Raw genomic sequence first — 13,340 nt, 5'->3', positions numbered from 1 at the left:
GGCGTGAGAAGGGTGCTATCCGGCTTTTGTTCCGTGCCGTCTTAGCCTCTTGTAAGCCCAGTCGGCTGCCAGCACCGCGGGAACAGCCAAAGCCGCAACGGCGAACCCGAGGAGCGGCGGCGGGAGGTGTCCAAGTACGGCGGAAACAGGCACTGCGTAAAGGCACACGGCCAAAGCGCCGATTTCTGCCAGCACCGCCCAGAGCAGCAGGCGATTAGTGAGCCAGCCCTGCTTCCAGGGCGGCAGGGTGGCGCTGCGGCAGGCGAAAGCATTGGCCAGCTGGCCAAGCACGACGGCGGTGAAGGCGGCTCCGGACGCCGCCATCACCAGATCGGCATCCTGCGGGTCTCCGCGCGTCCACCCGCCGCCGAACAGCACCACGGAAAACGCCGTCATTTCCATGGCCGCTTCCACGGGACCCAGCACGCAGAACACCCGGAACATCAGCCGGCGGTCCATCAGATGCCGTCTTTCGGGTGGCCGCTTCAGCACACCTTTTCCTGGCGGTTCGCCGCCCAGGGCGAGGGCGGGAAGGAGGTCGGTGCCGATGTCGAGGGCGAGGATCTGCAGTACACCGAGGGCGAGCGGGAACTGGCCGCCGGACAGTGCCCAGATGACGAAGGGCGTCAGTTCGGCAACGTTGTCTGTCAGGTGGTAGGTCAGGAAGCGGTGAATGTTGGAGTACGTGGTCCGGCCCTGTTCGATGGCTGCGACGATCGTGGCGAAGTGGTCATCCAGGAGCACCAGATCGGCAGCTTCACGGGCAACGTCAGTTCCGCTGAGTCCCATGGCCACCCCGATATCGGCCTCCTGCAGCGCGGGACCGTCGTTGACGCCGTCGCCTGTCATGGCCACGACGTGGCCGCGGCTCTGCAGCGCCTTGGCCACCCGCAGCTTCTGTTCCGGCGAGACCCGGCTCACCACAATGCCATCCCGGTCCAGCAAGGCGCCAAGGATCTGTTCGTCCTCAGGAAACTGCGATCCTTCCAGAACCAGTTCCGGGGATCCCATCAGACCGATTTCCCGGGCAATCGCCGCAGCCGTGGCGGGATGGTCGCCTGTGATCATCCCGACCCTGATCCCGGCTTCGCGGGCAGTCTGGATCACCTCCCCCACGCCGGGCCGGGGCGGGTCGTGGAGGGCGATCAGCCCCAGCAGGGTGAGCTCCACTTCAGCCTCCTCGGGAAGGCGCCCCAGCCAGTCCTGCACCGGACCGGGCAGCTCACGCATCGCGACCGCCATGACCCGCAGCCCCCGGGAAGCCATCGCTTCAACTTCTTCCGCCGCAGCGCCTGCGGACTCTCCGCAGAGCGCCAGGACCGATTCGGGCGCCCCTTTAACAAAGAGGGTGGCGCCGACAATGGCCGATTCACGCCGACGGCGGGGATCAAACGCGAACCGCCGCGCAGGCATCGCATCTACGGGAGCGGACCCGGAAAGACGGCGCGCCAGAACGTCAATGGCAGCCTCCATCGGATCCCCCGCCGTCCTCCACTCAACTCCGTGGAGGACAGCCCTGCCCTGGGAGGCGGCCCGTGCCGCGAGCGCGGTACTGGTGGCCGCGGAGATCCCGGTTCCCTCTATGTCGGCCTCCGGCTGGTAACCCTCCCCCGTCACCTTCGCACGGCCGTCGGCTGTAAAGACTTCGACGGCGTTCATCCGGTTCTGCGTCAGGGTTCCTGTCTTGTCGGTACAGATGAAAGTGGTGGATCCCAGAGTTTCCACGGCCTCCAGATTGCGGACCAAGGCGTTCCGCGCCGCCATCCGTTGGGCCCCCATCGCCAGTGAGAGAGTGACGGTCGGCAGGAGCCCCTCGGGGACCAGGGCAACGGCGACGCCGATGGCGAAGAGGAAAGCGCCCTGCCAAGGGATGCCTACCAACAAGGACACGAGGAAGAAGAACCCGGCGACGGCCAGTGCTACCGTCGCGATGATGTGGACGATCCGGCGCAGCTCACGGGCCAGCGGTGTCGGCGGAGATACTGTTCCACTGGTCAGCGCGGAGATTCCGGCAAGCCGCGTGTTTCCACCTGTGTGGGACACTACCGCGTCTGCGTCTCCGTTGACGAGGAACGTCCCGCCCCAGGCGCTGTCGCCGCTGGCCTTAGCTACCGCTTCACTCTCGCCTGTCAGCATTGACTCATCCACGGCACAGCCGGAGGCAACAGTCAGGACGACGTCGGCGGGCACCCGGTCACCTGCTGTCAGGACCACGGCGTCACCCGGGACCAGTTCACTGGTGTGAACCCTCTGGATGTGTCCGTCCCGGCGGACGGAGACGTCAGCGGGCAGCAGCGCGCGCAGTTTTGCGGCCGCGTGCTGGGCACGTTCCTGCTGGATGTGGGCGAAAATCCCGTTGACGACGACCACCACGATGATAGCAACACCAAGCTCCGGGAGGCCTCCGACGAAGGCAAGTGCAGCGGCGCACCACAGCATCAGTGCAAAAAAATGCGTCAACTCGCCCAGGAGCTTCCGCCACTGCCGTACCGGCTTCGCGGTGGGAAGAACGTTTGGCCCCGACTCCCTGAGCAATGCTGCGGCGCGTTCAGAACTCAGACCGGTTGCATCCAGTCCGAATCGGGGCGGACCCCCTTGTTGCGTCACTGCTACTCCAAATTCGCCGAAGTCTGGTTCGTTGACAGGCTTCACCAGGTGGGCCGTAGCGTCTAGGGCCAAAGGTCATGGTGGGGTCCGGGACGTTGATGCGGACGCTGTGCCGGCGTCGTGACCTTGGACCCTGTTCGTCCTTAACCGCCGGGTACATGCTTTGAGGAAGCCTGTGCACGTACGGCACGCGAGGAGAAGATCATGGCCAAAGCCGCTGAGGAGAAGATCATCGTCGGCGTGGACGGTTCCGACGCATCCATCGAAGCTCTTCGCCAAGGGACTCGTCTGGCGCTGGCCCTTGGGACCCGCCTGGAAGCCTGGGGATGCTGGGAGTATCCGGCAGGTTATGAAGACTATCTTGCTATGGGGGTAGAAGGTTTTGCCCGCGAAGCTGAGGAAAATCTGGAGCGTGCACTCGCGGAAGCCTTTGGCCCCGAACGTCCGCGCCATGTCATTGTCAGGCTCGTCCACGGATCGGCACGGACGTCGTTAGTTGGCGGAAGCAGGCGCGCCTCTCTACTTGTCGTCGGAAGCCGCGGGCATGGCGGTTTTGCCGGCCTGCTGCTCGGATCGGTCAGCGCTGCCTGCGTCGCCCACGCGCACTGTCCTGTCCTCGTGGTGCACTCGCCCCGGGCGGGAAAGCCCTCTCCGTAGGTGATTCCCGCCGTCGTGTTTCTTTATTCAGCGGGTTCTTTATTCAGCGGACCTGATTCAGCGGGTTCCTTATTCAGCGGACCCTGATTCAGCGGGTTCCTTATTCAGCGGACCTGCCCCGGACAGGTACATGCCGGGAGACCTTAGCCAGCAACAAGCGGGAAGTGCCGTGTATCGCCGGCGCCCAGAAGGACGCGTTCGGAGCCGACCTGCAGCCGGATGGCGGAGGCGTCTCCGGGAGCCGCTGAAACAGTCAACGTGCCGTGTTCGAGGTTGACGGCGAGTAGATGGTCCCGGTAGCGGACACGGAAGGAAACTGACTCTAATTTCTTTTGGCATTTTTGGGGCGAAAAGAAGAGCATCACTGGTGATTCTGAGGCCAGCAAAGCTGCGCTGATAACATCGATGGTTCCGGCCATGGCGCCAAGGTGGATGCCTGTGTGAGTGGTGCCGCCTTGGGTGTCGTCGAAGGTCAGCGCTCAGCGCCTCACGGAAAGTGCTCCAGGCCCGCTCCGTGCCCATCGCGGCTAGCACTGAAGCGTGTGCCACGCGGCTGAGCGTGGAGCCGTGAGCCGTGCGGGCCAGGTAGTAATCGACTGTCTCGGCGAGTTGTGCGGCGGACACTTCATAGCCCACCCCGGCCAGAAAGAGCGTCAATTCCTTCTCGCCAAGGACGTAGAGCAGCATCAGCACGTCAGCCTGGTTGGCCAGCCTCTACCGGTTGGTGCTGTCGCCCTCGGCTTCGAGGATCAGGTCCAGGCGTTCGATGTCGCTCACTGCGGGGCCATCGCGGACGGTGGCCCTGGTGCAACAGAGCTCCACCGGGAAACCCGTTCGCTATTCGACCTACTCCAGCGGCGACAACGGACTGACCTGGGAGCACGGAACCGACCTGGATGCTCCGTCCTCCGATCAGGAGGTGGCCTTCCCCCCCGGCTGGCCACTAACGGCGAAGGGTTTGTGCTGCTGGCAACCCAAGGGCGGCCACGCCATCACACGCGCCCGTTCTTATGGTCAGCGGCGACGGCAGGGAGTTTGCGGCCCGGACAGTGGACCACACCGCACTCGAACAGGAGGATCTCCGTGTTTACGTTATCGGGATCGCAGGCGAAAAGGTGATGATCGCCGGCGCCACCGGGCCACCTGACGGGCGCGAACCCCTTGGGATAAGCGTTGATGTACCGGAGCCATGATGTACCTGAGCCCTTGATGAACCCCTGCCGTGGATGCGCCCGTGCATTGCAGCCGCCGCAAACACCGTCAACAGCCGGTCAGGTGCCGCTTGGGCCGTTCCTGCCGGTAAAGGTAGCGGCAGGCTTCCTGGAATCCTGCCTTGGCGTAGAGCTGCTGGGCCCCGGAGTTTGCTGCGGTGACCAGCAGCCAGTAGCCGGCCAGGTTCCGGACGGCGCCTTCGTACAAGAGTGCCTGCATGATCCGCAGGGCATGGCCGCGCCGCCGGGCGTCCGGGCGGGTGGCCATGCAGTACAGCCCGCCCCAACCCCCTGTTGCTTCCCCGGCGGGAGGGAGAGCGAGCCGGCCGACGGCGGCGGGAACGCCGTCGTGGGACCTCACCAGCGCATAGAGCGACGGGCAGCCTGCCAGGATGCTGCGTGCGGTCTCGCGCTCGGCCGGGCCGCCGCGGCCGTCCACGCTCCACCACAGCTCCAGCCACTCATCGCTGGGGACCGTGGAGATCTCGACGCCGGGTTGGGCCGCCGCAGGATGGGTTAGCGCAGGTTGGTCCGCCGCCTGGACGCCGTTGCTCCGGCACATCACCAGTGTTTCGGACTGCCGGGTGAAGCCTTCCCCGTCGAGGATGGCATTCAGTCCGGTGGAGCGGGGATCATCGAAGACCTGGAAAATCAACGGCAGGCGCCGGCCGCGGTACCAGAGCCGCGCCGCACGCAGAGCCTCGAGCTGCCGGCGGGTGTCGCCCTGCGGCTCCCGCGGCCAGACCGAATTGGCGCGCTGGGTCACGCCCGAGGCCGCGCGAAGCACCCAGCCGGCGGATTCCTCGCGGTCCGGGCCCGGCCAGGCGGCGTCCATCAGCGACTCAAGCCCGGGCAAGGCCGGAGCAGGTCCTGGAGCTGGAGCTGTCATGGCATACCACCCTTCCGATGCGAAAGGCCCCCCGGTTTCCCGGGGAGCCTCGCGACTGCGGTGTTCAGATTACTCGGCCTTTTTGGGCTCTTCCGTTTTCGTTTGGGGCTTGAAGTCCACGCCGGCTTCCTTGCGCTGCTGCGCCGTGATCGGCGCGGGGGCCTGGGTCAGCGGATCGTATCCGTTGCCTGTCTTCGGGAAGGCAATAACGTCGCGGATGGACTCAACGCCCGCCAGCAATGCCACCACACGGTCCCAGCCGAACGCGATGCCGCCGTGCGGAGGAGCGCCGAACTTGAAGCCTTCCAGCAGGAAGCCGAACTTGGTCTGGGCGTCTGCCTTGTCCAGCCCCATCAGTTCGAAGACGCGTTCCTGGACGTCACGCTCGTGGATACGGATGGAGCCGCCGCCGATTTCATTGCCGTTGCAGACGATATCGTAAGCGTAGGACAGGGCCGATTCCGGGTCCTTGTCGAACGTGTCCATGAACTCGGGCTTGGGCGAGGTGAAGGCGTGGTGGACGGCCGTCCACTTTCCGGCGCCAACAGCCACATCGCCGGACGCCACCGCTGCGGCGGCCGGTTCGAACATGGGGGCGTCAACCACCCAGCAGAAGGCCCAGGCGCTGGGGTCGATCAGGCCGGTGCGGTGGCCGATCTCCACGCGTGCAGCACCCAGGAGGGCACGGGCCGCTGACTTCTCACCGGCGGCGAAGAAGATGCAGTCGCCCGGCTTGGCGCCCACGGCGTCGGCGAGGCCTGCACGCTCGGTTTCGTTCAGGTTTTTGGCAACAGGGCCGGCCAGTTCGCCGTCTTCCTTGAAGAGGACGTAGGCCAGGCCTTTGTGGCCTCGCTGCTTGGCGAATTCCTGCCAGCCGTCCAGGGTGCGTCGCGGCTGGGAAGCGCCGCCGGGCATCACCACGGCGCCGACATACGGGGCCTTGAAGACGCCGAATCCGGTGTCCTTGAAGAATTCGGTGAGCTCAGTCAATTCCACGCCGAAGCGGAGATCGGGCTTGTCCGAGCCATAGCGCGCCATGGCGTCTGCGTAGGTGATGCGCTGGATGGGCGTGGGGATCTCGACGTCGATCAGCTTCCACAGCGCCTTGACGATGTTTTCGCCCAGGGCAATGATGTCGTCCTGGTCCACGAAGCTGGCTTCGATGTCCAGCTGGGTGAATTCGGGCTGGCGGTCGGCGCGGAAGTCCTCGTCGCGGTAGCAGCGCGCGATCTGGTAGTACTTCTCGAAGCCGCCCACCTGCAGGAGCTGCTTGAAAAGCTGCGGTGACTGCGGCAGTGCGTACCAGGAACCCGGCGCCAGGCGGGCGGGGACCACGAAGTCGCGGGCGCCTTCCGGCGTCGAACGCGTCAGCGTGGGGGTCTCGATCTCGACAAAACCGTCCTGGTGGAGCAGTTCACGGGCAATCCGGTTGGCTTCGGAGCGCAGCCGGAGGTTGCGGGCGGGGCCGGGGCGGCGCAGGTCGAGGTAGCGGTGCTTCAGGCGGGCTTCCTCACCGACCTCCACGTGCTCGTCGATCTGGAACGGCAGCGGATCGGAGGTGTTGAGGATAACCACCTTGTCCGCCATGACCTCGATGGCGCCAGTGGCCAGAGCGGGGTTCTCGTTGCCCTCCGGGCGCTTGGAGACGGTGCCGGTGATCTGCAGGACGTACTCGTTGCGCAGGCCATGGAAGACCTCTTCCTCACGGACCACAACCTGGGCCACGCCGGACGCATCGCGCAGATCCACGAATGCAACACCACCGTGATCACGACGGCGGCCCACCCAGCCAGCCAGGGTTACGGTTTGTCCAATGTGCTCGGAGCGAAGGGATCCGAGGTCATGTGTGCGCAGCACAGCACGCCTTTCTGAAGACGACAGCAGGAAAACAAAAGATAAAACTGCATAGGATCGTTCCGGGAACAATCCCGTCTGAGTTTACCCGCTGGAAAGGCGCGACTCCCCCATGCCCGAACACCAGCAGCTTCAACGGAGGCTCGGCGTGTTTGACGCCACGTCCATCGGCCTGGGCTCCATGCTCGGGGCCGGCGTTTTTGTGGTCTTCGCCCCCGCCGCGGGCCTGGCCGGAAATTTCCTGGTCCTTTCGGTCCTGATCGCGGGTGCCGTGGCCTACTGCAACGCGGTGGCCTCCGCGGAACTGGCTGCACGGTATCCGGCCAGCGGCGGAACGTACGTGTACGGCCGGAAGCGCCTGGGGGAATGGCCCGGTTTCCTGGCCGGCTGGGGATTTGTCAGCGGCAAGACGGCCTCCTGCGCCGCCATGGCCCTGACGTTCGGCCACTATGTGTCACCGGGCTACGCGGTGCCGGTTGCCATCGCTGCGGTGGTGGCGCTGACCGCCGTGAACCTGTTTGGCATTACCCGCACAGCACTCCTGACCAGAATCCTGCTGTGCGTTGTCCTGGCCACCCTGGTGTTTGTTGCCGCTGCCGCCATCGTGGGGCCGCATCCTGCGGACTTTTCGGCAGGCGGAACGTCCGACGGCGGAGCTACCGCCGGCTTTAGTGGCGTGCTGCCGGCCGCCGGCCTGATGTTCTTCGCCTTCGCCGGCTATGCGCGCATCGCCACCCTCGGAGAGGAAGTCAAGGATCCGGCCAGGACCATTCCGCGTGCGATCCTGGCTGCCCTCGCCGGCGCCTTCGTCATCTACCTGGCGTTGGCGCTGCTGCTCCAAAACCACTTGACCGAAGGCAAGCTGGCCGCCACCACGGCCCCGCTGCTGGACGCTGTGGTCAATTCGCAACTCGCCGCCGGTGCGCCGGTGGTTCAGGCCGGCGCGGCAGCGGCGTGCCTAGGTGCGTTGCTTGCGCTCATCACGGGAGTTGGCCGCACAACGTTGGCCATGGCGCGGGAACGCGATCTGCCGGCGCCCCTGGCACGAGTGGGCGGCAAGCACACGGTGCCGTTCGTGGCGGAACTGGCGGTGGGCGCCGTCGTGATCTTCCTGATCCTGACCACTGACGTGATGACGGTGGTGGGGTTCTCCAGCTTCGGTGTGCTCATCTACTACGCGGTGACGAACGCCGCGGCGTACACCCTGGAGGAGCACCCGGCCCACGGTCCGAGGTGGCTCAATGTGGTTGGCTTCATCAGCTGCCTGCTGCTGGCTTTCACGCTGCCGCACGTCTCGGTGCTGGGGATGGCCGCCGTGCTGGCCGTCGGCGCGGCCGGCCGGTTCGTGGTGCTTCGGCTGCGCCGCTAGCTGAACACCGGGTCGGTCAGGCCGGCTGGGCTGCTGCCGCTGGCACCTGGACTGTTGTGACCTGGACGTTAAGGTCTTCCGACGGCGGCGTCCAGGTTGCGGGATCGGCGTCGGCCTGCTCGCCGGACCGGATGTCCTTGACCTGGTGCTTGCCGTCGTCGTCGGTGAACCAGACGAACGGGATCCCGCGGCGGTCCGCGAATTTGATCTGCTTGCCGAACTTCTCGGCCTTGGCAGCGACTTCGGTGGCGATGCCCCGGCTGCGGAGCTGGGCGGCAACGTCCTGCGCGGCACCCCAGCTGTCGTCAGTGGTGAGCGCCACCAGCACGGCGGTGGGCACCGAACGGGAGGCCTTGGCCAGGTCCTGGCTCAGGATGCGCGAAACCAGCCGCGTCACACCGATGGAGAGGCCGACGCCGGGGAACTTGCGGTTGCCCTTGCTCGCCAACGCGTCGTAGCGGCCGCCGGAGCAGATGGAACCGAGCTGTTCGTGGCCCACCAGGACCGTCTCCACCACCGTGCCGGTGTAGTAATCCAGGCCGCGGGCGATGCTGAGATCGGCAACAACCTTGCCCGGCGCGCGCTGCACGGCCGCTTCGATCACCTGTTCCAGTTCATTCAGGCCCTCCTCAAGGAGGTCGTTCGTCACGCCGAGCGCACGGACCTGGGCCACAAACGAGGTGTCCTCGGTACGGATTCCTGCCAGCTTCAGCGCGGCCTGCGCCTGGTCATCAGTAGCACCCAGTTCGGTCTTGAGCAGATCTGCGACCTTGGCTGCGCCGATCTTTTCCAGCTTGTCGATGCTGCGGAGCACACCGGCGGTGTCATCCAGGCCGATGCCGCGGTAGAAGCCTTCGGCAAGCTTGCGGTTGTTGATCCGGAGGCGGAAGTCCGGAATCGGCAGTGCGCTCAAGGCTTCGGCAATGACCAGGGCAATCTCCACGTCATAGCGGAACGGCAGCTCGCCGTCGCCCACCACATCGATGTCTGCCTGGGTGAATTCGCGGGCCCGGCCTTCCTGCGGGCGCTCCCCGCGCCAGACTTTCTGGATCTGGTAGCGCCGGAACGGGAACGCCAGGTACCCGGCGTTCTCAACGACGTACCGCGCAAAAGGCACAGTGAGGTCGAAGTGGAGCGCGAGGGCGTTGGGGTCAGCTTTGCCGGCCTTGCCCGCGTCGGAGGTGTCGGCATCGTCGTCCTGAAGGCGGCTGAGGCCGTAGACCTCCTTATCAATCTCACCCTTGCGCAGCAGCTGGCCCACGGTTTCCACGGCACGGGTCTCGATGGACGCGAAGCCGTGCAGCTCAAAAACCTTGCGAAGGGTGTCCAGCACGTGCAGCTCCACCAGCCGCTCCTCAGGAAGCCACTCGGGGAATCCGGACAGGGAGGCTGTGCGTGCCATGGTGGATGTTCTCCTCTTGATGAAGGGTGCCTGGGACTTTGCCCGGCATTCCGCCCGAAACGGGCGGGGAACGGCGGCAGTCCGGCAACTCATGCATAAACTATGTGCGGCAGTCAGTTTATGCGTCATCCGCCGGCATCTCTAATACGGCGGCGGCGCCGCAAGGCTGCCGGCAGACAACCGCCTCCGGATTCAGTTCCTACCGGACGCGGCCCGATACAAGGAGGACCATTGGCGGCCAGTCCACGCAACGCCCGCGAAGCCAAACGGCGCATCCAGCAGATGGAGGCAAAGCGCGAGCTGCGGCGGGACCAGGAGAAACGCCGCAAGCGCGACAACCTCATCGCCGCCTGCGCCGGAACCGCCGCCGTCCTGCTCGCCGTCGTGCTTCAGTTCACTGCCTTTGCCGGCAATCCCACCGAAGAGGAATTCGCCGCCGCGGAGGCCGGCCTGACCAGCCCAACCGACTCCCCCACGCCTTCCGCGCCGGCCACGAACGGCGCGAACATCCCGGCCCCGGACACTGCCGCCGGGAAGGTGTTTACCGGTGAATTGGCACTGAACGGGAACGTGCTCGGCGTCGAAATCGACGGTACCAAGGCACCCCAGGCTGCCGCGGTCTTCAAAGCATTGACGGACGATGGCTTCTACAACGGCAGCGCGTGCCACCGGCTGACCACGGGCGACACCTTCGGACTCCTGCAGTGCGGTGGCGCCACCGCTGCTGCCGACCCCGAGTACACCTGGGGTCCCCTCGAAAACACCCCGGCAGACAACATCTACCCTGCGGGCACGATTGCCATCGCCCGGTCCGGCGACAACGCCTACGGTAACGGCAAGCAGTTCTTTGTGGTCTACAAAGACACGGTGATTCCCGCCGACTCTGCCGGGGGCTATACGGTGGTGGGCAAGGTGACCTCTGGAATGGAAGCAGTCAACGCCATTGCCGCCGCGGGAATCAAGCCCGGCTCCAGCGCATCAGACGGCGCACCTGTGCAACCAGTCACGATAGACTCGGTTTCTCTGAAGTAGGAAGCCAGGCCGTTACGGCCGCGGTGCAGTACGTGAGTATTTCCCTCCAAGCGAAAGACTTTTAGCGGTGACAGACAGTCAGAAATCCGACGAAACAGCAGCAGACCTGACCGAGGTAGCGGCCCCCGTGGCTGACCAGGCAGACGCTGTCCAGGCAACCGCCGAACAGGCCACGGTTGACGAAACCGCAACTGAAGCGGACGTGGATCCAGAGAGCGTGGGCCTCCAGGCCGAACGTGCCGAGGTCCCGGCCGCCCCGGTTGAAGAGAGCGCGGCTGAAGGCGAGAGCGCGGCTGAAGAAGCCCCGGCTCCGGTGCCTGCTCCGGCACCTCGACCCGCCCCGTCACCGGCAGCCTTCGCTGCCCGGCCCAAGCCGGCAGCAGCCGCACCTGTGGCAGCACCGGCACCCGTCGCCTCCGCGACTTCGCTGGCGGAAGCTGCAAAGTGGGGCCGTGTCGAGGGTGACGGCCACGTATTCCTGACGATCGACGGCGATGAGCACCCGGTGGGCCAGTACCCCGGCGTCAGCAATGACGAAGCCCTTGCCTACTTCGCGCGGAAGCATGACGACATAGTTGCGCAGGTCCTGCTCCTGGAACAGCGCATCAGCTCCAAGGCGCCCAGCACCGATATGCAGAAGACCGTCACGCACCTGCGCGAGCAGCTGGCGGAGCGGAACATGGTGGGAGATCTTCGTTCCACCGAAGCGCGGCTCGACGCTGTTTCCGTGCAGATCGCAGAACTCGAAAAGGCAGAGAAGGCAGAACACGACGCCGTTCGCTCCGCCGAGCTCGCGGCCCGCGAGGCCATCGTGGCCGAAGCCGAAGAGATCTCGGGGCAGGATCCAGCACAGATCCAATGGAAGACCTCCAGCGCCCGGATGAACGATCTTTTTGAAAGCTGGAAGACAGCCCAGAAGGGCGGCATCCGGCTTGGCCGCAGCAACGAGGACGCCTTGTGGAAGCGGTTCCGTGCCGCCCGCACAGTTTTCGACCGTCACCGCCGCGCGTACTTCTCCCAGCTGGACAGCACCAACTCGGCCGCAAAATCGGCCAAGGAGAAGCTCATCGCCGAAGCCGAGGCTCTGTCCTCGTCCACCGACTGGGGCTTTGCGGCCGGCGAATACCGCCGGCTCATGGATGAATGGAAGGCCTCACCGCGCGCCAGCCGCAAGGACGACGACGCCCTCTGGGCCCGTTTCCGTGCCGCGCAGGATGTGTTCTTCACGCACCGGCAGGCAGCCAACGAGGAGATCGACCAGGAATACGCCGCCAACCTCACGGTGAAGGAAGCGCTCCTTGTCGAAGCGAACAGCATTCTGCCGGTCAAGGACCTGGCCGCGGCGAAGAAGGCGCTCCAGTCTGTCCGGGACCGCTGGGAAGAAGCCGGCAAGGTGCCCCGCGCCGACATGGGCCGCATCGAAGCCGGCCTCCGCAAGGTGGAGGACGCAGTCCGCAACGCCGAAGAGGAAAACTGGCAGCGCTCCAACCCTGAGACGAAGGCCCGCACCAACAGCGCCCTGTCGCAGCTGGAAGCAGCCATTTCCGGCCTGCAGGACGATCTCGCCAAGGCCGAGAAAGCCGGCGACCAGCGCAAGATCAAGGGGGCCCGCGAAGCCCTCGAGGCGAGGCAGGCCTGGTTGGACCAGATCCAGCGCTCGGCCAGCGAGCTTTCCTAGCAAGTAGTTTGAGGACGCCTTCATCAGGCGTCTGTCGGAGGACGCACAGGCCCGGTCCCGGTTATCCACATAACCGGGACCGGGCCTGTGCGCGTTAAGGGAAGACGCGGCAGGATGGAGGGATGGCCACCTCCCCACCACCCCAATACCCGGACCTGTATTCGCCCGGCAAGCCTTTCGCGTGGCCCGAACTCCAGTCGCTGGCAGCGGACGGTGTCCTGGCGCAGTTCCACCAGCACGGCTTCACGTTGCCGGATGCTCCCGCGTCACCCCAGGTGCGGGCCAGAACGGTGGCCAACGCGGTTCCGGCGGCCGTCAGGCAGCGCGTGGTGGCCGGGCGGATGACGGCGGCCTGGATCTACGGCTGTGCGGCTGAACCGGACCGGCTGGCCTTGCTTGTGGATGCGAAGCGGCGGATTTCGAGCCTCCGCAACACAAGGGGCTGCACGCTCCATGAAGTCCGGCTTGGTCCGTTCGACGTTGTCAGCATGGGCGGGCTGATGGTGTCGAGTCCACTCCGCACCGCCGTCGACATCGCCCTGCATGTCGACGCCCACCGGGCCTTGCCAGCACTGGCGGGGTTGCTGGCCCGTCCGGAGCGGGACGTGCGGCTGCGCCTGCTGATTCTGGCCATTGAGGCC

At 65.7% G+C, this 13,340-nt stretch carries 9 protein-coding genes and 2 pseudogenes; 5 read left to right on the top strand and 6 right to left on the bottom strand.

Annotated features, from left to right (window positions below):
* Positions 1-15 precede the first annotated feature (15 nt).
* Positions 16-2,574: a cation-translocating P-type ATPase gene (locus NG697_RS03505; RefSeq protein WP_252609621.1), complete on the bottom strand. Its 2,559-nt coding sequence runs from the start codon at positions 2,572-2,574 to the stop codon at positions 16-18.
* A gap of 237 nt (positions 2,575-2,811) precedes the next feature.
* Here NG697_RS03505 and NG697_RS03500 point away from each other — a divergent pair, with 237 nt between their 5' ends.
* Positions 2,812-3,264: a universal stress protein gene (locus tag NG697_RS03500; protein ID WP_252613629.1), complete on the top strand. Its 453-nt coding sequence runs from the start codon at positions 2,812-2,814 to the stop codon at positions 3,262-3,264.
* Positions 3,265-3,407: 143 nt separating this feature from the next.
* Here NG697_RS03500 and NG697_RS03495 read toward each other — a convergent pair whose 3' ends face one another.
* The 4 genes and pseudogenes from NG697_RS03495 to aspS form a co-directional block, all read right to left on the bottom strand.
* Complete coding sequence (locus tag NG697_RS03495; RefSeq protein ID WP_252613628.1) at positions 3,408-3,683, bottom strand: glycosyl hydrolase family 65 domain-containing protein; 276 nt, start codon at positions 3,681-3,683, stop codon at positions 3,408-3,410.
* A 94-nt stretch (positions 3,684-3,777) separates the two neighbouring features.
* Positions 3,778-3,951, bottom strand: a pseudogene (locus tag NG697_RS21310) (hypothetical protein); the annotation flags it as partial.
* A 573-nt stretch (positions 3,952-4,524) separates the two neighbouring features.
* Positions 4,525-5,364 (bottom strand): GNAT family N-acetyltransferase, encoded by an 840-nt coding sequence (locus NG697_RS03490; protein WP_252613627.1) that lies wholly within the window; start codon positions 5,362-5,364, stop codon positions 4,525-4,527.
* A gap of 69 nt (positions 5,365-5,433) precedes the next feature.
* The gene (gene aspS / locus NG697_RS03485) at positions 5,434-7,221 is read right to left on the bottom strand and encodes an aspartate--tRNA ligase (RefSeq protein ID WP_252609597.1); all 1,788 of its coding nucleotides are present in this window, start codon (positions 7,219-7,221) and stop codon (positions 5,434-5,436) included.
* A gap of 109 nt (positions 7,222-7,330) precedes the next feature.
* Here aspS and NG697_RS03480 point away from each other — a divergent pair, with 109 nt between their 5' ends.
* Entirely contained in the window at positions 7,331-8,587 is a 1,257-nt protein-coding gene (locus NG697_RS03480; protein ID WP_252599450.1) for an APC family permease, read from the top strand.
* 16 nt (positions 8,588-8,603) lie between these two features.
* Here the strand turns inward: NG697_RS03480 and hisS are convergent, their stop codons facing one another.
* The gene (hisS, locus tag NG697_RS03475; RefSeq protein WP_252599451.1) at positions 8,604-9,989 is read right to left on the bottom strand and encodes a histidine--tRNA ligase; all 1,386 of its coding nucleotides are present in this window, start codon (positions 9,987-9,989) and stop codon (positions 8,604-8,606) included.
* Between the two features lie 231 nt (positions 9,990-10,220).
* Here hisS and NG697_RS03470 point away from each other — a divergent pair, with 231 nt between their 5' ends.
* The 3 genes and pseudogenes from NG697_RS03470 to NG697_RS21525 all read left to right on the top strand — a co-directional run.
* Positions 10,221-11,021 carry a peptidylprolyl isomerase gene (locus NG697_RS03470; protein ID WP_252599452.1) on the top strand — a complete coding sequence of 267 codons (801 nt, stop codon included), beginning with the start codon at positions 10,221-10,223 and terminating at the stop codon, positions 11,019-11,021.
* Positions 11,022-11,088: 67 nt separating this feature from the next.
* Positions 11,089-12,699, top strand: a complete 1,611-nt coding sequence (locus NG697_RS03465; RefSeq protein WP_252599453.1) for a DUF349 domain-containing protein — start codon at positions 11,089-11,091, stop codon at positions 12,697-12,699.
* Positions 12,700-12,821: 122 nt separating this feature from the next.
* Positions 12,822-13,280, top strand: a pseudogene (locus tag NG697_RS21525) (type IV toxin-antitoxin system AbiEi family antitoxin); the annotation flags it as partial.
* Positions 13,281-13,340: the final 60 nt, after the last annotated feature.

Source organism: Pseudarthrobacter raffinosi, assembly GCF_023913835.1.
Classification (GTDB): Bacteria; Actinomycetota; Actinomycetes; order Actinomycetales; family Micrococcaceae; genus Arthrobacter; species Arthrobacter raffinosi.
This window is presented reverse-complemented; position numbering and strand designations above follow the sequence as displayed.

Bases quoted from the DNA above. Each gene is read 5' to 3' on its own strand.
- NG697_RS03500 (WP_252613629.1), top strand. From the start codon at position 2,812: ATGGCCAAAGCCGCTGAGGAGAAGATCATCGTCGGCGTGGACGGTTCC.
- NG697_RS03495 (WP_252613628.1), bottom strand. From the start codon at position 3,683: ATGGCCGGAACCATCGATGTTATCAGCGCAGCTTTGCTGGCCTCAGAA.
- NG697_RS03490 (WP_252613627.1), bottom strand. From the start codon at position 5,364: ATGACAGCTCCAGCTCCAGGACCTGCTCCGGCCTTGCCCGGGCTTGAG.
- NG697_RS03480 (WP_252599450.1), top strand. From the start codon at position 7,331: ATGCCCGAACACCAGCAGCTTCAACGGAGGCTCGGCGTGTTTGACGCC.
- hisS (WP_252599451.1), bottom strand. From the start codon at position 9,989: ATGGCACGCACAGCCTCCCTGTCCGGATTCCCCGAGTGGCTTCCTGAG.